Below are 22630 nucleotides of genomic sequence, written 5' to 3' on the forward strand. Positions count from 1 at the left end.
TTCCGAATAATGGAGCTAACCACAATAATCCTTTTGAAAGTGGACACAATGAGATCAATACTGATCCAATGTCGAATACAAATAATAACAACAATAACGGCAATTTAAACCCAAATCATTTTGATGCAACACGTCAAAATATGAACGGATTTAACTCAAATGTAAATAATAATGGAAATATGAGTCAATTTTAGGTATAATACAAAATGTTGGTAAATTTCGAGTAATCGCGGTCTAGTTTTCTAGGCTGAGGAAGGTCCACGCCAGCACGAGCTGAGATGCTTGTAGTGTTCGTGCTTAGCCTAATAAGCTAAGGTGCCTTTTGGTAATGGCAGCGAAAGCACTAAGGTTTTTACTATGTGTCATTAGCTTGAAAGTGCCACAGAGACGTAGTATCAGGGGAAACCCTGATAATGGAACGAGGTAAACCCCACGAGCTGGCAACCCAAACTTTGGTAGGGGCGCTTCATAACGAGAAATGAATCTACTGTGAAGGCTTAATTGTAGATAGATGATTACTGATTGTACTGGCTTACCAAACCAGTACTTGAACAGAACGTGGCCTATAGAAGTTTACTAGGTGAGGGACGACTTGCTCGTCCTTTTTTTGTACAAAATTTTAGAAACAGAAGAGGAACAATATGAAATTATTGGCAACTATGTCCAGTGGCTTTGAAGCAGTCACCGCTAAAGAATTACAAGCTTTAGGTTATGAAACAACTACCGAAAATGGCAAGGTGTACTTTGAAGGTGACAATCAGGACATTGCAAAAACCAATTTATGGTTGCGCAGTGCTGATCGAATCAAAATCGTTGTCGCTACGTTTGAAGCAAGAAGTTTTGAAGAGCTCTTCGATCGGGTCAATGAGATCGACTGGGATAACTGGTTGCCATTAAATGCTGCTTTTCCGATCAAAGCTCGGACTGTTAAATCAAAATTGCATTCTGAAAGAGATATTCAAGCCATCACAAAAAAGGCTATTGTTAATAAAATGGCAGATGTATACAAACGTCGTGGACGGCTACCGGAATCAGGAGCAACTTTCCAAATCGAATCTCGGATCCATAAAGATGTCGTTGAAGTAACGCTTGATACGACCGGAGATTCATTATACAAACGTAACTATCGTTTGGAACATGGGGCTGCGCCAATGAAGGAGAACTTTGCCGCTGCCTTGATCATGTTGACTAATTGGCACACAGACATGCCATTCGTCGATCCTACTACTGGTTCAGGTACGATTGCTATCGAAGCTGCCTTATTGGCTAGAAACATTGCTCCAGGGATGCTACGTCATTTCTCATTTGAAGGTTTCGACTGGTTTGATCCAGAGATTCTTGAGAAAGAAAAAGAAGCAGCCAAGGAAGTGCAGACTGCTCCTAAATTAGATATTTTTGCTAGCGATATCGATGGTTCAATGATCGACATTGCTAAATTGAATGCCCACGGTGCTGGAGTCTTACATGATATCAACTTTAAACAAGTTGCTGTTAAAGACTTGAAAATCGAAGGGGAAGATGGCGTCATCATCTCAAACCCTCCTTATGGTCAACGTATGAGCGATATGGAAAGCGTTCGGACACTTTATAAACAAATGGGCGACCTATTCATCCCGTTGTCCAGCTGGAGCAAATACATCGTTACCAGCGATTTGGAATTCGAAAAATACTATGGTCAAAAAGCAACTAAAAAGAGAAAGCTTTACAACGGTTCAATCAGAACGGATTATTATCAATTCTGGGCTGAACATAGATAAATTTATAAACTGTTTCGACGATGCAGATCCCATAAAACAAAAATTATCATGATAATGGTGACAATCAGAGAAAAGACCCATGACCAATGCTTGTCTGCCACCGGTAGTGACATATTCATGCCATAAAAACCAGAGATTATTGTTGGGATACTCAAAACAATCGTATAAATGGTCAGGATTTTCATGGTACCGTTCATTTGGTTATTTAAAATATTGTTGTTTGTGTTAGCTACTCGTTCGATAATGTTTGCAGCTAAATCAGATTCATCCTTTAACTGTTCGATTTCGATCACGGAATCATGTAATCTGTCCATGGTTTCATCAGTGAGCATGACAGTTTCTGCTTTACTACTGGCAATGATATCGATTTGGCGTGCGACACTGTAATCACTATTGATAGCCGTACTGATATAGATTATCGTATCTTGAAGTTCGGCCAAACTGATGATTTGTTTGTACGATGTTTTCCGTCCTTCGATATATGCTTGGATTTTGTTGCGTTTCAAATTGATATCGTTGATTGTGTCACCAAAATCATCAGATATTTGGTCAAATACTTTAAAGATCAAGGCCCAGACACGATCTTCAATATCATTGTTGATTCGCTTGTCGGCACTGATAAGGTAGTCATGGACATAGTGAGTATATTTATTAGTAAATAAAAATAATTTATCATCTTTAATGACAAGAGCGACCGGTCGAGTACTGGCGGATGCTGACTCCTTGATCTCATTTTGGACATAATAAACGACCAACCAGATTTGATTGTTTTCATCAAATTCAAGTCGAGCTCGTTCATTCTCATCATCTGCATAATCCAATACTTCATTAGTCAATCCAAATTGTTCGATCAGGACTGTTCGATCATCGTCATCCAAATTTTCTTTGGAATTGATATCGACTAACTGATAATCTTGTTTGATATTTTCAGGAGTTATCATCTTTTAAACCTCTCTTGTCGCCAATATCTTATCATAATCAGTCATCAAAAATTCCAGACTTTAACAAAATATAAAAACCGTTAATTCAATTTTGAATTAACGGTTTTTTAGCTTAAAGATCATATTGTAAAGAGTTCGACCAGGTCATCCTGAGGGATGCCACTGAAGTAATCATCCAAATTGAAAGTATCGAGGACCTCTTCAATGTTTTCGGGACTGTATGGAATACCGATAAGTTGATTAGCAATCTCATCAGTATTCTTTTTACCAAAATAATCACCATAAATATGTGCATCAGTTATCTTACCTTTAGAAAGTTGATAACGAATATCGACCGTACCCATTTGGAAATGTTCACGGTTCTTGACTGCAGAGTCAGGAGATTGACCATAAACCCAATCCCAATTGTAATAATAGTCGTCATCGAGTTGTTTGATAGCTTTTTTATCTTGCTGAGTCAAATGATATTCTTTATCCGCAATCGAATCCAAACTATCAGTATGGAATAGTTCCATGATCAAGCGGTCACGGAATTGTTCAGTTGATAGATTTTGATATTCAGGATCCAAGTAAGGCTTGAGATTTGTTACTCGGGATTTGACTGATTTGATACCTTTTGAAGCAATCTTGTCTTTAGGAACATTCAAAGCCTTAGATAAAACAGTTAAATCAACATCGTAGGCTAGGGTGCCATGGGAGAACATCTTCCCATTTTTTGTATACATGGCATTTCCGGAAAACTTCTTACCGTCGACCATTAGATCGTTCCTACCTGAGACTTCAGCAGTAGTAGCCCCCATATCTTTTAGAGCATCGATGATCGGTTTGGTTAGCTTTTTGAAATCACCAAAGTTTTCATCATCAGCATTGACAACAAAACTGAAACTGATATTTCCTAAATCATCATAGACCGCACCACCACCAGATATCCGACGAGTGATAGTAATATTGTGTTCCTTGACATAATCGGCATTGATCTCTTCAATAGTATTTTGATTACGACCAACGATGATACATGGCTTTTGAATATAGAAGAGGACTAACGGTTCATCGAATTCAACATTATTCATCAAGTATTGTTCAGTAGCTAAATTATCTCTGATATCTTTTGATTCCATTCTATAAAAATACATATTTTCCCTCTCCTCAAAAAAAAACTTGAGTAAAATTCACTCAAGCCGGTTTTTCCTTATGGTCTGAACAATTTTATTAATTCATCTTGGGGAACGCCCTTGAAGTAATCATCCAGATTGAATTGATCGAGTACTTTTAAAATCTCGTCACGATCAAATTTGACACCAGTCAACTTTTGTTTAATATCGTTGGTGTCTTTCATACCAAAGTAGTCACCGTAGATCTCAACATTTTCGATCTTACCATCTTCAACATTATAACGAACATCAACTGTACCCATATCAAAGTGTTTTCTTTGTTTGGCAGTGAATTTAGGAGATTTGCCATAGACCCAATCCCAGTTATAATAGTAATCTTTTTTGATTTGGTCGATTTTGGCTTGATCTTCGTCAGTGACAACATATTCTTTATCTTTGATATCTTCGATGTTATCAACGTGGAATAATTCCAATAAAAGACGATCACGGAATTGTTCAGTCGATAAATCTTGATATTTCTTGTCCAAATATGGACGAAGGTTAGTAACACGACTTCTGATGGATTTTATACCTTTTGAAGCAATCTTATCAGCAGGAACATTCAAAGCTTCTGTCAGAACGCTCAAGTCTACATCTAATGATAGAGTTCCGTGAGAGAAGGTTTTACCATTTTTAGAATACATGGCATTACCTGAGAATTTCTTGCCGTCGACTAGCAAGTCATTTCTACCAGAAACTTCAGCTGTGGTTGCTCCCATTTGATGTAGTGCATCAATGATTGGTTGAGTGAATGATTTGAAATCACCAAAGTTTTTATCGTCTGAGTTGACAACAAAACTAAAACAAAGGTTACCCAAATCTTGATAAACTGCACCACCACCAGAAATACGGCGGGTTACTGTAATATTGTGATCTTTGACGTAATCACTGTTGATTTCCTCAAGTGTGTTTTGATTGTGTCCAACAATGATACAAGGTTTTTCAATATAAAAAAGTACTAAAGGTTCGTCGAATTCGACGTTGTTCATGAGATACTGTTCTGTAGCTAAATTATCACGGATATCTCGGTCTTTCATAAGTACATAATACATCTGCAAAATCTCCTTTGATCAAAATTTGTAAGCGATTAAATAATATCACAGTTTTACTCAAATATATAATTAGAATACTTATATATTTCGCAGATGGATCAGTTCTTGATGAACCAGTGTATGGGCTGCGCCATTGTCTTTATCAGCGATATGTTTCACAAAATACATTGGAAATTTTTCTAGCAGTGGCATTATCAAATCGACCATTTCTTGGTAATGTTTTGAGTAATGTTTGTCGATACTGTCAACGACTATTTGACTATCAGTTTTCAACTGCAAAATATCATTAGTGAGATTTTTTTGGTCAAGATCTTTTAATGCTTCCAAAACTGCTAAGAATTCTAAGTAATGGTTATCTAATTCTTTTTCTGGACGACTAAAGCTATAACTATCATTATCGGTGGAGTAGACGTAGGCAATAGCGGCTAAGTTTTGATTAGTATTTAAACCTGCGTCGGTGTACAATTTAATCATGTCAATTTAACCTTTCGGGGGTATTTTATGTCAAAAAAGTATTACATTCAGCCCACTGGAGCTTGGGGCGTGATCCTTTGGTCCTTGGCTCTAATTATCATCTTCTTTGGGGTGATTTTGCAATTGGAGATCATGAGTTTAAGTGTGATCCCTATCGTGATCTGGATCTTATCAGCAGTTTACGTCTTTTATTTACTAAAAATTTCCTGGATCGAGGTATCTGATTCAAGTATTGCTATCAAAGAACCTAATCATCCAAAAGTAAGAACTTTCAAAAGAGCAGACGTTTCAATTACTTCTTCAAATAAGTGGCAATTGAAATTAGATTTTCATAATCACGATTATTTTCCAGTTTCAATCACCTCTACAAGAGGAATACTGAATGATTTAATGAAAAGAGCAGGTGATCAATAATGGCATTTCCTAGCGATATAGAAATTGCACAAATTAATGAACATGATCGAATGAAAGATATTAACGAAATAGCCGAAAAAGTCGGGCTTGAATCAAAAGATATCGAGCCTTATGGTCATTACAAAGCAAAAATCAGTGGTAGTGGCATTTCTAAGGCTATGAAAAATGACGATGGTAAATTGATCTTGGTGACATCGATCAACCCTACACCAGCTGGTGAAGGTAAATCGACAGTTGCTATCGGTTTAGCTGACTCACTCCAAGCTTTAGGCAAAAAGACAGTCTTGGCACTTAGAGAACCGTCATTAGGCCCGGTAATGGGTATCAAGGGTGGTGCTACTGGTGGAGGATACGCTCAAGTAGTCCCAATGGAAGATATCAATCTACATTTCACCGGTGATATGCATGCTTTGACCAGTGCAATCAATACATTAGCAGCTTTGATCGACAATCATATGCATCAAGGAAACCAATTAAACATTGACCCAAGACGAATCATTTGGAAACGTGCCTTAGATATCAATGACCGAGCTTTAAGAAGTACCGTTATTGGTCTCGGCAGCCCAATCAATTCGATCCCTCGAGAAGAGCATTTTGAGATCACCGTTGCCAGTGAATTAATGGCCATCCTGTGTTTGTCACAGGATTTAGACGATCTAAAAGAACGGATCGCAAGTATATTGATTGCTTATACATTTGATAAAAAGCCAGTTTTTGTTCGCGACCTACATGTTGAAGGTGCTATCACGATGCTTTTAAAAGACGCCTTGAAACCAAACTTAGTCCAGACTTTAGAAAACACACCAGCTATCATTCATGGTGGACCATTTGCTAATATTGCCCATGGTTGCAATAGTATTTTGGCTACTAAATTGGCGATGAAACTCGGTGACTATACTATTACTGAAGGTGGATTTGGTGCTGATCTTGGTGGTGAGAAATTCATGGATATCGTCACTCCTCGATTGAACCATGCACCTAATGCAGTTGTCATCGTTGCTACTATCAGAGCATTAAAATATAATGGTGGCCAACAATTGGCTGACCTCGAAAATGAAGACTTAAAGGCTTTAACACTCGGTTTCAAGAATCTTAAACGCCACATCCAAAATATGCGGTATTACAATGTACCAGTGATCGTTTCAATCAATCGTTTTGCGACGGATACTGAAAATGAGATCAAGCTTCTAACTAGTCTTTGTGATGAAGTCGGGGTCGACGTGGAATTGACTGAGATTCATCACAAGGGTAGTAAAGGTGGTATCGATTTAGCTAAAGCAGTTATCAAAGCAGCTGATAAAGCTTCAAATTATTCACGACTTTACGAAGATGAACAAACGACTGAAGAAAAAATTGCGACGATTGCTTCAGAGATCTATGGAGCTAATAATGTCGAATATTCAGATAAGGCTAAAAAGCAACTGAAATCATTGAAAGATAATGTTTGGGATGATTTGCCGGTCTGTATCGCAAAGACTCAATATTCGTTGAGTGACGATCCGAAAAAACTAGGTAGTCCAAAGGACTTTACCTTGCATGTCAAAAGTCTTGTTCCTAAGTTAGGCGCAGGATTCATCGTGGTCCTAACAGGAAATGTGATGACTATGCCCGGATTACCAAGTAAACCAGCAGCCTTGAATATGGATGTTGATAATACAGGAAAGATAAGTGGACTATTCTAATGCCTTTTGTTTATTTACTCGTTTTACTAGGCTTGGTTGTATCTGACCAAGCATTAAAATTTTACGTATTTTACAATATCCCTTCACTTGGTAATCAAGAGCTCTTACCAGGGATCATTTCAATGACCAATATCCGAAATACAGGGGCTGCTTGGAGCATGTTAGAAGGTAAGATGTACTTTTTCTACCTCATTACGGCAGTTGCTGTGATCGTACTTTTGTATCTCTTTTTTAAAGCAGAGAAAAACCAATACTTATATCGTTTTTCCTTACTCTTCCTATTAGCAGGGACACTAGGAAATGCTATTGATCGTTTTACACGTCAATTTGTTATCGACATGTTCAATTTGGAATTTATGAACTTTCCTATTTTCAACTTGGCCGATACATATATCACTATTGGTGTGATTTTATTGATCCTCTGGCTATTCCGTTCAACGGCAGGTGAAAAAAATAAATAATAATATGATAAATTTAATATTCGAGGGTGAAGGGAAAGTTCGTCTGGATAAATTCATTGATGAACAAATGTCCGAATTATCACGCTCACAAATTTCTAAATTCATTAAAGATAGTGAAATCACTGTTAACAATCAAGTTATCACTAAAACTGGTTATAAATTGGTCAATGGGGATGAAGTAAGTTTTACGATCCCAGCCGAAAAGCCAATTGAAGCGATACCGCAAGATATTCCATTAGATATTGTCTATGAGGATGATGATGTCTTGGTGGTCAATAAACCTCAAGGCATGGTTGTTCACCCAGCGGCTGGTCATCGTGACGGTACATTGGTCAACGCAATCTTGTATCATAGCAAAATCAATGATGATGATTTGATCCGTCCTGGTATCGTTCATAGGATCGATAAAGACACTTCAGGATTATTAATGGTGGCTAAAAACAATTTAGCCAAACAGTCTTTAATGAATCAATTAAAGGAAAAATCTAATTTACGTGAATATGTTGCCATTGTTCATGGTAATTTCAAAGAACGTAAAGGTATCATCAATGCACCATTGGGTCGAGCCAAGAATAACCGTAAGAAGCAAGCTATCGTAGATGATGGTCGTAAAGCAGTCACACACTTTGAAGTGATAGAGCAGTTTGAAGGATATTCACTAGTAAAGCTTAAGTTGGAGACCGGAAGGACACATCAGATCAGAGTTCATATGCAGTATATTGGGCATCCAGTTGCTGGCGATCCTCTTTATGGACCAAAGCATACATTGCCTGGTAATGGACAATTTTTACATGCTGAGACATTAGGGTTCGAACACCCAAGAACTCATGAATGGTTAGAATTTTCTGTTGATTCACCAAAGATTTTTCAGGAAACAGTTAAAAAACTACGTGGTTGACAGTAAATAAGTCCTAAATTATTCTAAAACTATGATAAGTTAAGTGTATTCAAGTACCACGAACAAAGTTACAATATGAAAAATTTAAGCTAGGGCTTTGGTCCTGGCTTTTATTTAGGATAAGGAGATTTTTCTATGGCAAAAGAAATCATCGATGGTCAAACGATGACTCGTGCATTGACCAGAATCACATATGAAATTATTGAAAGAAACAAGGGCATTGAGGACCTAGTTTTAGTGGGAATCAAAACTAGGGGAGTTTTTGTAGCTCACAGAATTGAATCACGTTTAAAACAATTAGAGAACATCAGTATTCCAGTTGGAGAATTGGATATCACACCTTATCGTGATGACGTCTCTGCTGACGAAAAGGAAAAAGACGTTCATGAATTCAAAGCTGAACCACTGGACTTTGACGTTACCAATAAACATGTGATTTTAACTGATGATGTTTTATATACTGGACGGACAATCAGGGCAGCAATGGATGCTTTGATGAAATCAGGTCGTCCGAAAAAGATCTCTTTGGCAGTTTTAGTTGACCGCGGTCATCGTGAACTACCAATCAGGGCTGATTTTGTCGGTAAAAATATTCCAACTTCTCAACGTGAGAAGATCAAAGTATCTATGAAAGAAATCGATGGAGAAGATAAAGTCGAAATCGAATAATTGATCGGAGTGACTTAATGAAACGTTATTTAATCTTAGAGGACGGGACAGTTTTCCCAGGAGAAGGATTTGGTTCTTCTGCCATCACTACTGGTCAATTAGTCGTTTCTAATAATCGAACAGGAATCGAGCAATCAGTGACTGATCCTGATGCTGAAGGTCAAATAATTGCCTTTACCCTACCTGGTATTGGTAGTTCTGGTATCAATCGTGATTTCTATGAATCAATCAATTATAAATGCAAGGGGATCGTTGTAGGATCCACCAGTGCAGAAAGTGTCGATAACTCGATTCCTTTTGAAGAATGGGTCACGAGTATGAATATACCCGGGATCAAAAATGTCGATGTCCGAGCATTATCAAAATACATCTTTGAACATGGTGAAATGAAAGCAAGCATCATGGATACCCATGATGAACATGCAATCGATCAAATTAAAGCCCTGGTTTTGCCAAGTGACCTCGTTAAGCAAGTTTCGACTAAGCAATCTTATCCAAATCCCAATATTGGTTTAAAAATGGTAATCATAGATTTAGGTTTGAAATATTCGATTTTACGTCAACTGTCATATCGAGATTGTAATTCGATCATCGTCAATTACAATACGACTCCTGAACAAGTTGCCAGCCTACATCCAGATGGCGTCATTTTTTCCAATGGACCTGGAGATCCTAAAGATTTGCCAAAAGTTTTAGAAAATATCAAAGTTTTACAAAAACAGTTTCCAATTTTGGGCATTGGTTTAGGTAGTTTACTCGTTGCAATGGCAAATGATTGTCAAATAACGCAATTGACTAAACCTCATCATGAATCTTCTTTACCGGTCAAAGAAGTTGCCAGTGGGAAAATTGACTTTGTTAATCATAATCATTCATATACGATCGATCAAAAATCAATCGGTTCATCTGATTTCATCGTGACAGATATTTGTGTCTCCGATGGTAGTATCGAAGGGATACGGCATGAATATTTGCCGATCATCAGTGTCTTATTTGAGCCAGAAGCAGCACCAGGCCCAACTGATGGTTACTATGTTTTTGATGAATTTATTGATTTGATCAATTCAATCAAACAGCAAGATTGGAGTAGATAATTTGGTAGTTAGTGGAATTCATAATATTTTAATTATCGGTCCAACAAACAGTGATAAAAACGTCGATTTATCGACTGCACTATACGACACCGCTGATATTTTACATAAATTAGGTTATAAAACTACCATCATGGTAGAAAATCCCACCGCATTACTTTCATCGAGCGATTTTTTTGACAAAATCGTTGTCGAAAAAGTTAATGGCGAAAATATTTTAAATTACATTGAGCAATTCAGACCTGATGCAATCCTGCCAACAGTGGGAGATAAAAATGCTCTAGGTATCATTTCCGGGCTAAATGGTAAAATTGCCGGGACTAGAGTTCTGGGGACAGACTATTTTGCCTCCTTGGCTACATTCAAACGTGAACTCTTCATCAGCAAATTGAACGAAAATGATTTGCCAGTGATCAACTTTATTTCTTCAGATAAAGAGGAAGAGTTATATGATTTCATACGTTCGATTGGCTTCCCGATAATTGCCAGAAGACGTTTCTCGAATCGTCATTCAAGTGGTTGGACTAATATCAATAATTTGTTCGAGCTTGATAATTTCATGGCTTTAGAAGATAGCAGTAGTGCAAAAATTGAAATCGAACGTAGTGTACGTGGTTTTAGTGAGTACTCTTGTACCGTCGTGCGAGACCGGTTTGACAATGCTGCTTTAATCGGAACGATTGAAGATGTTGAACCAATTGGTATTCATCATTTGGACTCAAACTTGATCTCGCCAGCTTTGTCTCTCAATGATTCAAAATTACAAAAATTGCGCAATTTGGCAATCAAACTGGCACGAGTATTCAATATCGTTGGTGCTTGCACAGTTCATTTTGCTTACAATCACAAGTCCAACGAATGCTATATCACCGAGTTTATCCCTCGTTTGAGCGAGGAGACGAAGTTTCTCGAATACGCAACTAGTTATCCTTTAGCCACTGTTGCAGTGGAATTGAATCTGGGTTACCAACTCGATAAATTGCAACTTGACTCAGGAAATAGTTTCAATGGTGCTAGTGAACCATTCATGGATCACATCACTTCAAGGTTCCCACAATGGAACTCACGTGAACAACGCTACATTGGACCAAGCAAGACTTCCGATTCAAGTATCATTGTCAGTGGATTCAGTATCGAAGAGGTTTTCAATAAAGGACCTCTAAATGATAAGCTGAACGATACGCTTAATCGCTACGAACAACTACATAAAATGGACGATGACCAGTTATTCGAAAAAATCATTCATTCGACCAACTGGATGCTTGACGTACTAATCGAGGCTATCCGACGCGATTTCGAATTACCAGTCTTATCAGAAGTAACTGGTATCAACATTCCATATCTAGTAGCACTTCGAAACATTAAAGATAACAGTGCCATCATTCGTGACGATGAAATTGACGAAAACAACATTGAAAAACTTGTCGGTATGGGTGTCAAAGGCTTGGGGTATAGCAAGGTACTTTTAGATCGTGACGATATTGTCACAAGAACAGTGGTCAAAAGTAAAAAATCCATTTCAGTGAACATGGATAAATTACGACAACGTAATTTCTTCGTAACTAGTGGGATCAACAACGATCTGGAATTTACCGATAAAAATAAGATCGTAGTTCGTTCACCAATCATTACTTCCAAGAAAAATATTTTGGTTCGACAATTTGTCCTATTGCAATTAGTTAAATCGATCAATCAAAATGGTTTAGAAGCAATCATTATTGGTCGTGAACCATGGAGTTCGCCATTAGATGTCAGAAATATTGCTTATGAGATTGCTGATCCACATATGGAACTGCCTCATCTTAATTTAATCGATGATAAGGCTATCTTTAAAATAATCGACTTCTCAAAGACTTTAAGTGACGAAGACATGAATAATAATGAGGTCTTTCAAATCAGTACTCAAGTCATTAAATCGATTGATATGAAGGCAGATCTATCGATGAGAATCATCGTAGTTTCCGATGGTAAGAGTTTTACCATTCCGTCAGTTATTTACCGTAAGATGGTCGGCGATAAGAGCTACGAGATCAGTTCTTTTAATAAATTTATGACTGAGCGAGAGAAAAATGAAATTGCTACTATCGTTAAAGAGGAACTTTCTCAATTAAATCAAATCAATACTTATAATTTTGAATTTGCCTTTATTAATGGTCACTGGATGATCACTAAGATTTCTGCAGGAATGAATCAAGATATCATTCGCCATGAAATCGCTAGTTCCGTCCATGTGATCGATACCTTAGTAAAATTGATCTTGGGTAATACTTTAGAACACGATATGTCTATCGAGAAAATCTTTCAAAATGATGACAAAAATTTCTTGGTCACAATCAATGATCAGAAATTTCAGTCTTACAATGAAGAAGGTATTCGGAAATTATTAAACGATAAAATAAATCCTCAATAAAAAAATGTGAACAATGATGAAAATTCATCACTGTTCACATTTTTTATTTACGCTTTTAATTTCTCGACCAAATTTCTGTCTGGGTCGACCAGAATCGTTTTCTGACCTTCAAAAATCACAAAGCCAGGTTTAGCACCATTTGGTTTATGGATATTGCGGACTTGTAAATAATCCACAGGAACTTTACTAGATTCTCGAGCCTTCGAGTAGTATGCAGCGATGCTGGCTGCCTCAACAATCGATTGCTCGTCAGGATCACTAGATTCCAAAATAACATGAGAGCCAGGGATATCCTTGACATGAAGCCAATAATGGTTCTTTTGCGCTAATTTCATCGTTAATTTGTCATTTTCGATATTATTTTTACCGACGACGATTGAAACACCCGTACTAGTAGTAAATCTCTCGCCAACGGATTTTTTCTTCTTACGACGACGATTTTTCTTCTTTTTCTTAATGTAGCCGGATTCTTCAAGCTCTTCAATGATCCCGTCAACATCTTCTATATCAACATAATCAAGTGAAGCAATCACTGAATCCAAGTAATTGACTTCTGCATTAGCTAAATCAAGCTGCTGATTGATATGAGGAATAGAATTTTGGAGCTTGCGATACTTTTTATAGTAAGCTTGAGCATTTTCTGAAGGAGACAATTCAGGATTCAATTTGATTTTAACTTCTTCATTATTGTAGTAGTTAGTCAAAGTGATTGATTTTTCACCACGAGTGATCTGTGACATATAAGTCGTGAGCAATTCTCCATACAAATTGTATTCGTCCATGATCTTAGTTTGCTTGAATTGCTTTTCAAGCTTTTTAATCTTAGAACGGTCTTTTTTCAAGATAATACTCAGTCGATGAGTCACACTCTTGGTTTGTTGTTCGATACGGTCCACTCTTGCTCGATCCAAATAATAATTGTCTAAAAGCTGACCTAAAGTAGGGTAGTAGCCGACGATTTTAGTAGTGTTCTTGAATTCGACAGGAAAGAATCCCAACTTATTGTTCTTTTCTTGTTTAGCAGTATTGGGTGAAACTAAATCATCAAAACTCTGCACAAAAGTAATTGGATCTCCTTGAGTAGACAAGATGGATGCCAATTCTTGAGAAGTATCCAATCCGATACCTTCAAACTTATTACGAATATCTGCGGCTGTTTTCGAATCTGTGAATTCCTCAACAGCAGCTTTGAAAGGATTCAATTTATCTTGTGCGGGAGGAAGTTGATAGGTGTCACCCGGTAATAATCCTCGGAAACTATTATTTTCAGGTGAGACGCGCTTGATCAGATCGATGATCTTGCCGCTTTCATTGTTGACTAAAAAGATATTGCTGTGGCGACTCATGATCTCAATGATCATTGTATAGGCGTGAATGTCGCCTAATTCGTTTTTGGCGCTTAAATCAATCATCACTACACGATCATTATGAAGCTGACGGAAACCTTGGACAATCGCACTAGTGATGTATTTACGTAATGACATGACGAAGGTCGAGGGTTTAGCAGGGTTTTCAAATGGCTGATCAGTTATTTGAATCCGAGCGTAATTTGGGTGAGCTGACAACAATAATTGTTGATTTTTTCGATTGCTACGAATCGTTAAGATCAATTCATTAGCAAAGGGTTGCTGGATTTTAGCAATCCGACCACCTTTGAGGGTGGTATTTAGTTCGTTTACCATTGCATGGGTAAACATTCCATCAAATGACATTAATTAATGACCCCTTATTTATTTATATGAAAATATATTATTTTTGTTCTATGAAATTGTTCAATTGTACTTTATACTTAATTTTTAAAATGACAGACTTGAAATTAAAGCGCGATAAATATAATATGCCATTTATATGATATAATCAAATGGTTACACATCTATTATACGTGACTAAACGAGGAATTGATAAATTTATGAAAATCGCCATAGTAACTGATAGTACCGCTTATTTACCTCAAGAGATCGTTGAACGATACAATATCACGGTCGTACCGATTGAAGTAGTATTTGATACTAAAACTTATCGTGAAGATATCGATATCACGACATCTGAATTTTACGATTTACTGGAAAAATCACGTGAATTACCTTCTACTGCTCAACCACCAATTGGAGCAATGTTGAAATTATACGACCGATTAGCTAAAGAGGGCTATGACACAATAATTTCCATTCATTTAGCTTCTTCAATTTCTGGGTTCGTTAATAATTTAAAAAGCGCTGCTGAAACTGTTGAGAGTGCCAATGTTGTTGTCTATGACTCTTGGATCACCGTTCGACTAATGGGTTATTTGGTTCAGGAAGCTGCTGAGATGGCACAGGATGGTAAAGCTTTGAACGAGATTATTAAACGTCTCAATATTTTAAGAAATACAATGGATGAATCTTTCGTTGTTAGTGATTTAAAGAACTTAGTTAAAGGTGGTCGTCTATCGAATGCTTCTGCCTTCATTGGTAGTATGTTGAAAATTAGACCACTTTTAGAGTTTGACTCTGTCAGTCACCATATTGTGGCGTACGATAAAGTACGCTCGCTGAAAAAAGCTAAACTTCGTGCTGAAGATAAATTAAAAAATGCTATGAAGGACTCCAAATATCCCTTGCGTTTGCTAGTCATTGATGGTGACGATAAAGAAGCTGGAGATGAATGGGCTGAACATTTACGTGATAAATATCCTGATTTGACACTGGATCGATCATATTTTGGACCAGTCATTGGAACACATTTAGGCAAAGGTGCACTGGCAATTGCCTGGATCCGTGATTTTGACAAATCATAAAAAATTTTAATGAAATTATTCTAGAAAAGATTTGAATTATTCGTAGTTCAAGTCTTTTTTTATTATATTTTTAAGGTAAAATTTATGTAGTTGCTTCCTATTCAGAATGGGGGATATTATGAAATTGAATAAGAAAAATCTGGCTGTTTTATTTTCAACAGCTTTATTACTCACTACTACCTTCGGTAGTGCTACTAACAGTTTAGCTGATACTAATAACACAAGTAATAACACGCAAACTACTAGTACCGTGACATCAACGAACCAAACTAAAAATACCAATGATCAAAACAATACTGCAACTAACACAAACAGCAACGATAATATTGCTGACAATAATACTAATGCTACTACTAATAATACGAATAATACGAACAGTTCAAGTAATTCAAGTAATACTGATAGTAACAACAGTGCAACAGTTGCTAAGACTCAAGCTAGTACTTCAGTCGATGTTTCAGCTATCAAAACGGCACTTTTATCAGAAATCAATAATTTGCGTTCACAAAACGGCTTAGATCCGTTGACAAATGTTGAAGTTTTGAACAGTTACGCTCAAGAAAGATCAGATTCTTTTGCAAGTAATGGTACCGGGATCGATAATCACGTCGGTTGGGATTCATCAAAGATGGCACCTTACAATTTGACTGCCGAGGAAAACATCGGTCAATTACCTTTAGGTACGCTGGCTAACGATCCTACTCAGATAGCAAAAACCATTACTGAAGAGTTTTATGATGAGAATAATGATGCCGTGCCTAATTATGGACACCGTAAAAATATGTTGAACCCTTATGTTGGTTACATTGGTTTTGGTGTCACAGTTGGCTCAAATGGAATGATTTATTTCTCTCAAGAAATCGGTAATGATGCCACATATGCAGCCAAGAGTAGTTACACTCAACGTAATTCCTATTACTATACAACAATGAATGACTATGCTAATGTTTCCCAATATGATTCAGTAGATGCTGAACGTAATTCCGGTAATGCTGCTCAAGATTATGTTCAAAACGGCGACAGTTATACTTTTTCAGATATCCGTGGGGGAGTAAGTACTCGTGATAGTTATGTCAATATGTATGACCGTGACGGACAACTTTACACTAACCTTAGATTGGCCCCCGGTACTGACTGGGCTTCAGATATTGTTTCTATAATCAATGGAACTTATTATTTACATGTTTCAAATAACGGTTTCGTTAAAGCTGCCGATGTCTTACCATGGGCAAGTTTCTTAGGTGGACCTGTTATCACCGCTAAAGATAATGCACCTATTTATGATGACTATGGCAAGAAAACGACTAGGTACGCTGCAGCTAACTCTAGTTGGGTGACCGACAGACGTTCAGTTGACTTTGGAAACAACGTTAAATATTATCGGATTGGTACTAACGCTTGGCTATTAGAGTCAGATTTATCAAATCCAATTAACTAGAGAATAAATATCCCTTGAAAACTCATTAAATGAGTTCCAAGGGATATTTTTATTGCAAATAGTCTAAAGTTGCGGTTCCCATAGCTTTAGCGGCTACGATCAAACAATCTTCATTCATAAAGAAATCTGGGCTGTGATGTGGATGATTACTACCATCAGATGCCTGACATCCGACATAAAAGAAACAGCTTGGTCTATCTTGGGCAAAATAAGCAAAATCTTCCGAAGGATCCTGTGGACCACAATCGAATACTTCAGTTATTTCAGGGATTTTAGCTTGTTTGATGGCTGAAATGATTTGGTCAGTCAACTTTTCATCATTATACAAAACAGGGTAATTGTCATCGTAGTTAATATCGGCTGTAACATCGAACATATCGCAAACGCCGTTGACTATTTTTTGAATCCTTTGACGGATAATTTGACGCGTCGATTCTTTCATTATGCGGACATCACCTTTTAACTCAACACTAGCTTTGATGGCATTGTAGGAACCAACTCCATCAAAAGAACCAATTGTGACGCTAGCTGTGTCGAAAGGATCGATATTTCTTGAGACGACCGTTTGCAGTGCAGTAACGAAATAGCTACCTGCGACAATGGCATCTTTAGAAAGATGAGGCATGGAGGCATGTCCACCTTTACCAGTGAATGTAATTGAAAAATTAGCCCGTCCTGTTTGAGTTTCTTGGTTATGATAACCAATTGAACCTGTCGGCATTGAAGACATGACGTGCGCACCAATTACATTGTCGACACCTTCGAGAACTCCAGCATCGATCATTGATTTAGCGCCGCCAGGAGAAACCTCTTCAGCGGGTTGGTGAATGATCCGAATTTTGCCACGTAGCTTATTTTTCATTTCGTAGAGGTGTTTAGCTAAGACCATCATATAAGCTGTATGTCCATCATGACCACAAGCATGCATCACACCGGGATTCTCAGACTTAAAAGGTAAATCATTTTCTTCCTGAATTGCTAAAGCATCAAAATCAGCGCGAAGGGCAATTGTTTTGCCAGGATTACCCGAGTTGATATCAACGACAAATCCATAACCAGAACCATAATTTTTGGTTTCGATACCAAGATCATGGTAATAGGATTTAATATATTTAGCAGTGTTTTCTTCTTTAAATGATACCTCAGGATGTTGGTGAAAATAGCGACGAAGATTAATAATTTCTTCAGTCGAATCTTCCAGTTTGGTCATTAGTTCATTTTGATTTGTCAAAAAAGTCATCCTTTCATTTTAAAATCATTTCATCTATACATTAGCATGAAAAAACGTTAGCAAGCGAATTTTTTCACATATTTTCAACGTTTTATCAGGCAATAGTGATATTTGAGTAAACGAACAAATTAAGACTAATTTTTCGAAAATAGTTTCAGAAATTAGTTAGCAAAATTATTTTGATGAAAATTTTTGATAGTCTAGATTGCTTTTATAGCAGTCTTTTGTTTGCTTTATGACCTCATAAAAATATTAAAATCATTAAATAAGGTAACATTTTGTGAATAATTGAATTATAATATGTTTGTAGTGTGAAAGCGATTACATGCTATTCGGGACAGATTCGAGGTATAAATCACAAGGAGGTAATATTATGAGTAGTCGAGATACTGCGAACGTTCTATGGTTCGATGAATTACATCGGAAGGATGTTAATTTAGTAGGAGGTAAATCTTCTTCGTTAGGAGAAATGACTTCTGAAATGGATGTGCCAGTGCCTTATGGCTTTGCAACAACTGCACGTGCTTATCGGTATTTCATGGATAAGACGGGTGTTAATGATAAAGTTAATGCATTGCTTGAAGGTATCAAAGACTATGAAGATTCAGATGAACTTCATTCAACGTGTGAGAAGATTAGAAATCTTATCGTTGATGCAAAAATGCCAGATGATTTAGCTGATGAGATTACCAAAGCATATGCTGAATTATCCAAGAAAGTCGGCCAAGATGATCCATTTGTTGCCATCAGATCTTCAGCCACAGCTGAAGATTTACCAGATGCATCATTTGCTGGTCAACAAGAATCATATTTAAACATTAAAGGAGCCGTCGATGTTGTTGACCGTGTTCAACAATGTTATTCATCATTGTTTACTGATCGGGCAACATACTACAGACATAAGCAGAATTTCCCTCATGAAAAAGTTGCTTTATCTGCAGCTGTTCAAATGATGGTCTTCTCAAAGGCATCAGGAATCATGTTCTCCGTTAACGTTGCTAATGGTGATGACACTAAGATTGTAATCGATTCTATTTACGGTTTGGGTGAATATATCGTCCTTGGTAAAGTTACACCTAATCACTTTGTAGTTGACAAGAAATCCATGCAGATTGTTGACAAGAATATTGTTAAGCAAACTATCCAATTGGAAAGAAATGCCGATGGCGGAACTAAAGAAGAGCCAGTTCCAAAAGAATTACAAGAAAAACAAGTCCTTACAGATAGTCAGGTAATCGAATTGGCTGGCTATGCTAAAGAAATTGAAAAACACTATGGCTGTTACATGGATATGGAATTTGCCTTGGATTCAAATACTAACCGTCTTTGGATCGTACAAGCTCGTCCAGAAACAGTTTGGTCACAAAAGAATAAAGAGAAGGGCAATTCTAAAGGAAACGAAGATGATAATGTGGTATCAGAGTCTGATGCAAAAGTCTTAGTACGTGGATTATCAGCTAGTCCTGGATTAGCAAGTGGTGTTGTTCACGTCATTGATAGTCCTGATGACATTGACCAATTCAAGAAGGGTGAGATCTTAGTAACATTGATGACATCACCTGATTGGGTACCGGCAATGAAGAAAGCCGCTGCTATTGTTACTAACAATGGTGGTATGACTTGCCACGCTGCCATTGTTTCTAGAGAAATGCAGATTCCATGTATCGTTGGTACTAAGAGTAAAAAGGTTGCTGCAACGGACGTTTTGAAGACCGGTGACGTTATCACTGTTGATGCTACTAACGGTATCGTTTATGAAGGTAAAGTTGACAGTCTTCTGAAGAAAAATGACAAATCATCAGAAGCTGGTGGTCAAGTAGTTGCTGCTGAAACATTTGCTCCTACTGCTACTGGAGTTATGATGAACCTAGGTGATCCAGACTTAGCCGACAAGTATTCAACACTTCCAGCAGATGGTATTGGCCTCATGAGAGAAGAGTTCCTCTGGACGACATTTATCCACGAACATCCACTATATCTGATTGAACAAGGACATCCAGAAAAAGTTGTCAACATGTTAGCTGATGGTATTTCTAAGGTTGCCCGTGCAATGGCACCAAGACCAGTTGTTCTTCGTCTATCAGACTTCAAGTCCAGCGAATATCGTAACTTGAAAGGTGGAGACAAGTACGAACCACATGAACCAGCTGACTTATTAGGCTGGCGTGGTGCATCTCGTTACTATGATCCTAAATATATCGAAGCCTTCAAACTTGAATTAGGAGCTGTTAAGAAAGTTCGTAACGAATTTGGTTTGAAGAACTTAAATGTTATGATTCCATTTGTCAGAACAGTTGATGAAGCTAGAAAAGTTACTGATATCATGAAAGGTGAAGGCCTTCACCGTGGACCAGACTTCAAAGTTTACATGATGGCTGAAATTCCTTCAAATATCATTCTTGCCGATCAATTCAACCAATATGTCGATGGATACTCAATCGGTTCAAACGATTTAGCTATGCTGATCCTTGGTTGTGATCGTAACAATGATACTGTTGCAAGATTGTTCGATGAACGTAACTTAGCTGTAAAACGTGCAATCAAACACTTGATCAAAGCTGCCCATAAAGATGGCAGAACAGTATCGATTTGTGGACAAGCACCTTCTGAATATCCTGACTTCACAAACTTCTTGATTCAATGTGGTATCGATTACGTTTCAGTCAACCCAGACATGGTCAAGGCTACAAAACGTAACGTTGCTCACTTTGAACAAAGAATCTTGTTGGACAAGGCAACAGGTCGTGGCTTGCAAGACCCAACTAATTACGATTGGGAATAAGCTAGATAACTGAATTATTAACAAAAAGCATCACAAGATCCTAAAGGATTTTGTGATGTTTTTTGTTCTTCAAGTTAAATTAAATATCGTTTAATATAATGGGGTTTTAATACTTGAAATTTCTAATAAAGACTAAGATAATATATATTATTAAAGTTATTTATCATTAAATTAAAATTAGTATGGAATTAAATGATTTTACAGTCTGGAATATAATTATCAAAGTGTAAAGTTAGAAATAGTAGAGGGAGATCAATTATGAAAATTAGTGCAGAATCAGAACGACAATTTTTAGAGGATGTATTCAAAGCTCAAAAGTTCAATCAAAAAGACGGTGCCTTGTTGGCAGATACTTTAGTTGATGCCGACTTGCGTGGTATTTCTTCGCATGGTATCCAACGTTTAGCTTGGTACACCAGCATGATCAAAGAGCATACCCTTGAACCAGAACAGCAACCAAAAATTTTGAAAGAAACTCCAACTAGTCTATTGGTCGATGCCAATAAAAGTATGGGTCAAATTGCTTCAGCTTTTACGATGAATAAATTGATCGAGAAAACTAAAAAACTTGGTGTTTCTTTAGGAGTGATCCGTAATTCGAACCATTTTGGAACTGCCGGTTATTATTCAAGAATGGCTTGCAAAGAAGGCTTAATTGGTATTTCAACTACCAATACTCGTCCACTAGTTGTACCCACTAACTCACTTGAAGCCTTCCTAGGTTCTAACGCATTAGCATTTACTTTCCCAGCAGATCCACACCCATTTGTTTTTGATGGTGCAACTGCCGTCGTTTCCAGTGGTAAAATTCAAGTTCTAGCCAAAAAAGGTGAGCAAATCCCTGGTGATTGGGCCGTTGATGAAAACCGCAACGTTTTGCATGATGCTAAAACGGTTGAAGATAATTTATCCAAAATCGCCTTTTCTGAAGACCGTCCCGGTGGTGGTGTTTTAACATTAGGTGGTCAAAAAGAAGTAAATTCTAATTATAAAGGATTTGGTAATTCGTTGATCATTGAACTACTGACAGGGATCCTTGCCCAAGGTTCACTTTCAGCTGATACTAACACAGGGAAACACGATTTCAGTCAGTTCTTTATGACAATTGATCCTTCATTATTCGGGGACTTGGATGTCTTAAAAGCAAACGTGACAGAAATGTTCAATCGGATCAGAAACTTAAAACATTTACCTGGAACAAAGATTATGATCCCTGGTGACCGTGAATATAAGCATTATGATGAAAACTTAATTCAAGGAATTTCAATTGACGATACGACTGCCGATGAACTACAAAAAATTGGTGAGAAGTACCACGTTACAGTTCCAACTGAGGAAGCATCTAATTTAGAATAAACACAACAAAGAGACCTGAAATATTTTAATTTGGCTCTAAGTCAAAT

Annotated in this window: 18 protein-coding genes and 1 other RNA gene; 13 read left to right on the top strand and 6 right to left on the bottom strand. The window is 37.2% G+C overall.

The features are described 5' to 3' along the window. Window positions 1-215 precede the first annotated feature (215 nt). Together rnpB and FC27_RS01140 are read left to right on the top strand one after the other, a co-directional pair. An RNA gene (gene rnpB / locus FC27_RS11550) (RNase P RNA component class B) lies at window positions 216-571 on the top strand. 70 nt (window positions 572-641) lie between these two features. After that, window positions 642-1757: a THUMP domain-containing class I SAM-dependent RNA methyltransferase gene (locus FC27_RS01140; protein ID WP_010623524.1), complete on the top strand. Its 1116-nt coding sequence runs from the start codon at window positions 642-644 to the stop codon at window positions 1755-1757. Between the two features lie 2 nt (window positions 1758-1759). Here the strand turns inward: FC27_RS01140 and FC27_RS01145 are convergent, their stop codons facing one another. The 4 genes from FC27_RS01145 to FC27_RS01160 form a co-directional block, all read right to left on the bottom strand. Beyond that, the gene (locus tag FC27_RS01145; protein WP_010623523.1) at window positions 1760-2698 is read right to left on the bottom strand and encodes a magnesium transporter CorA family protein; all 939 of its coding nucleotides are present in this window, start codon (window positions 2696-2698) and stop codon (window positions 1760-1762) included. 119 nt (window positions 2699-2817) lie between these two features. Beyond that, on the bottom strand, window positions 2818-3831 hold the full coding sequence (locus FC27_RS01150; RefSeq protein WP_010623522.1) for a lipoate--protein ligase: 1014 nt from the start codon (window positions 3829-3831) through the stop codon (window positions 2818-2820). A gap of 56 nt (window positions 3832-3887) precedes the next feature. Continuing rightward, window positions 3888-4901 (bottom strand): lipoate--protein ligase, encoded by a 1014-nt coding sequence (locus FC27_RS01155; RefSeq protein ID WP_010623521.1) that lies wholly within the window; start codon window positions 4899-4901, stop codon window positions 3888-3890. 78 nt (window positions 4902-4979) lie between these two features. Continuing rightward, a complete protein-coding gene (locus tag FC27_RS01160; RefSeq protein WP_010623520.1) occupies window positions 4980-5375 on the bottom strand; it encodes a reverse transcriptase-like protein in 396 nt (131 codons plus the stop codon). Between the two features lie 27 nt (window positions 5376-5402). On the opposite strand from FC27_RS01160, the gene FC27_RS01165 reads away from it, so the two are divergent. The 7 genes from FC27_RS01165 (at window position 5403) to FC27_RS01195 (ending at window position 13000) form a co-directional block, all read left to right on the top strand. After that, a complete protein-coding gene (locus tag FC27_RS01165) occupies window positions 5403-5789 on the top strand; it encodes an EbsA family protein (protein WP_010623519.1) in 387 nt (128 codons plus the stop codon). Further along, window positions 5789-7471 carry a formate--tetrahydrofolate ligase gene (locus FC27_RS01170; protein ID WP_010623518.1) on the top strand — a complete coding sequence of 561 codons (1683 nt, stop codon included), beginning with the start codon at window positions 5789-5791 and terminating at the stop codon, window positions 7469-7471. Before FC27_RS01165 ends, FC27_RS01170 begins: the two co-directional genes overlap by 1 nt. Then, entirely contained in the window at window positions 7471-7932 is a 462-nt protein-coding gene (gene lspA / locus FC27_RS01175) for a signal peptidase II (protein WP_010623517.1), read from the top strand. Before FC27_RS01170 ends, lspA begins: the two co-directional genes overlap by 1 nt. A 4-nt stretch (window positions 7933-7936) precedes the next feature. Beyond that, window positions 7937-8830: an RluA family pseudouridine synthase gene (locus FC27_RS01180; RefSeq protein WP_010623516.1), complete on the top strand. Its 894-nt coding sequence runs from the start codon at window positions 7937-7939 to the stop codon at window positions 8828-8830. A 135-nt stretch (window positions 8831-8965) separates the two neighbouring features. After that, window positions 8966-9499: a bifunctional pyr operon transcriptional regulator/uracil phosphoribosyltransferase PyrR gene (pyrR, locus tag FC27_RS01185; protein ID WP_010623515.1), complete on the top strand. Its 534-nt coding sequence runs from the start codon at window positions 8966-8968 to the stop codon at window positions 9497-9499. Window positions 9500-9516: 17 nt separating this feature from the next. After that, window positions 9517-10593 carry a carbamoyl phosphate synthase small subunit gene (locus tag FC27_RS01190; protein ID WP_010623514.1) on the top strand — a complete coding sequence of 359 codons (1077 nt, stop codon included), beginning with the start codon at window positions 9517-9519 and terminating at the stop codon, window positions 10591-10593. 1 nt (window position 10594) lies between these two features. Then, window positions 10595-13000, top strand: a complete 2406-nt coding sequence (locus tag FC27_RS01195; RefSeq protein WP_010623513.1) for an ATP-binding protein — start codon at window positions 10595-10597, stop codon at window positions 12998-13000. Between the two features lie 47 nt (window positions 13001-13047). Here the strand turns inward: FC27_RS01195 and FC27_RS01200 are convergent, their stop codons facing one another. Then, a complete protein-coding gene (locus FC27_RS01200; RefSeq protein ID WP_010623512.1) occupies window positions 13048-14712 on the bottom strand; it encodes an Rqc2 family fibronectin-binding protein in 1665 nt (554 codons plus the stop codon). Window positions 14713-14909: 197 nt separating this feature from the next. Here FC27_RS01200 and FC27_RS01205 point away from each other — a divergent pair, with 197 nt between their 5' ends. Both FC27_RS01205 and FC27_RS01210 read left to right on the top strand, forming a co-directional pair. Then, entirely contained in the window at window positions 14910-15776 is an 867-nt protein-coding gene (locus FC27_RS01205; RefSeq protein ID WP_010623511.1) for a DegV family protein, read from the top strand. 118 nt (window positions 15777-15894) lie between these two features. Further along, window positions 15895-17214 (top strand): CAP domain-containing protein, encoded by a 1320-nt coding sequence (locus tag FC27_RS01210; protein WP_010623510.1) that lies wholly within the window; start codon window positions 15895-15897, stop codon window positions 17212-17214. Between the two features lie 49 nt (window positions 17215-17263). On the opposite strand, the gene FC27_RS01215 is transcribed toward FC27_RS01210, so the two are convergent. Continuing rightward, on the bottom strand, window positions 17264-18454 hold the full coding sequence (locus FC27_RS01215; RefSeq protein WP_056938056.1) for an amidohydrolase: 1191 nt from the start codon (window positions 18452-18454) through the stop codon (window positions 17264-17266). Window positions 18455-18818: 364 nt separating this feature from the next. On the opposite strand from FC27_RS01215, the gene ppsA reads away from it, so the two are divergent. Both ppsA and FC27_RS01225 read left to right on the top strand, forming a co-directional pair. Further along, window positions 18819-21227, top strand: a complete 2409-nt coding sequence (ppsA, locus tag FC27_RS01220) for a phosphoenolpyruvate synthase (protein WP_010623509.1) — start codon at window positions 18819-18821, stop codon at window positions 21225-21227. Window positions 21228-21485: 258 nt separating this feature from the next. Continuing rightward, window positions 21486-22583, top strand: coding sequence for an Ldh family oxidoreductase (locus tag FC27_RS01225; protein WP_010623508.1), 1098 nt, complete (start codon window positions 21486-21488; stop codon window positions 22581-22583). Window positions 22584-22630: the final 47 nt, after the last annotated feature.

Origin of the sequence: Companilactobacillus versmoldensis DSM 14857 = KCTC 3814, from assembly GCF_001434295.1 — a bacterium.
GTDB lineage: Bacteria > Bacillota > Bacilli > Lactobacillales > Lactobacillaceae > Companilactobacillus > Companilactobacillus versmoldensis.

Bases quoted from the DNA above. Each gene is read 5' to 3' on its own strand.
- FC27_RS01140 (WP_010623524.1), top strand. From the start codon at position 642: ATGAAATTATTGGCAACTATGTCCAGTGGCTTTGAAGCAGTCACCGCT.
- FC27_RS01160 (WP_010623520.1), bottom strand. From the start codon at position 5,375: ATGATTAAATTGTACACCGACGCAGGTTTAAATACTAATCAAAACTTA.
- FC27_RS01150 (WP_010623522.1), bottom strand. From the start codon at position 3,831: ATGTATTTTTATAGAATGGAATCAAAAGATATCAGAGATAATTTAGCT.
- lspA (WP_010623517.1), top strand. From the start codon at position 7,471: ATGCCTTTTGTTTATTTACTCGTTTTACTAGGCTTGGTTGTATCTGAC.
- FC27_RS01145 (WP_010623523.1), bottom strand. From the start codon at position 2,698: ATGATAACTCCTGAAAATATCAAACAAGATTATCAGTTAGTCGATATC.
- FC27_RS01205 (WP_010623511.1), top strand. From the start codon at position 14,910: ATGAAAATCGCCATAGTAACTGATAGTACCGCTTATTTACCTCAAGAG.
- FC27_RS01225 (WP_010623508.1), top strand. From the start codon at position 21,486: ATGAAAATTAGTGCAGAATCAGAACGACAATTTTTAGAGGATGTATTC.
- FC27_RS01215 (WP_056938056.1), bottom strand. From the start codon at position 18,454: ATGACTTTTTTGACAAATCAAAATGAACTAATGACCAAACTGGAAGAT.
- FC27_RS01210 (WP_010623510.1), top strand. From the start codon at position 15,895: ATGAAATTGAATAAGAAAAATCTGGCTGTTTTATTTTCAACAGCTTTA.
- FC27_RS01200 (WP_010623512.1), bottom strand. From the start codon at position 14,712: ATGTCATTTGATGGAATGTTTACCCATGCAATGGTAAACGAACTAAAT.
- ppsA (WP_010623509.1), top strand. From the start codon at position 18,819: ATGAGTAGTCGAGATACTGCGAACGTTCTATGGTTCGATGAATTACAT.
- FC27_RS01155 (WP_010623521.1), bottom strand. From the start codon at position 4,901: ATGTATTATGTACTTATGAAAGACCGAGATATCCGTGATAATTTAGCT.
- FC27_RS01165 (WP_010623519.1), top strand. From the start codon at position 5,403: ATGTCAAAAAAGTATTACATTCAGCCCACTGGAGCTTGGGGCGTGATC.
- pyrR (WP_010623515.1), top strand. From the start codon at position 8,966: ATGGCAAAAGAAATCATCGATGGTCAAACGATGACTCGTGCATTGACC.
- FC27_RS01170 (WP_010623518.1), top strand. From the start codon at position 5,789: ATGGCATTTCCTAGCGATATAGAAATTGCACAAATTAATGAACATGAT.
- FC27_RS01190 (WP_010623514.1), top strand. From the start codon at position 9,517: ATGAAACGTTATTTAATCTTAGAGGACGGGACAGTTTTCCCAGGAGAA.
- FC27_RS01180 (WP_010623516.1), top strand. From the start codon at position 7,937: ATGATAAATTTAATATTCGAGGGTGAAGGGAAAGTTCGTCTGGATAAA.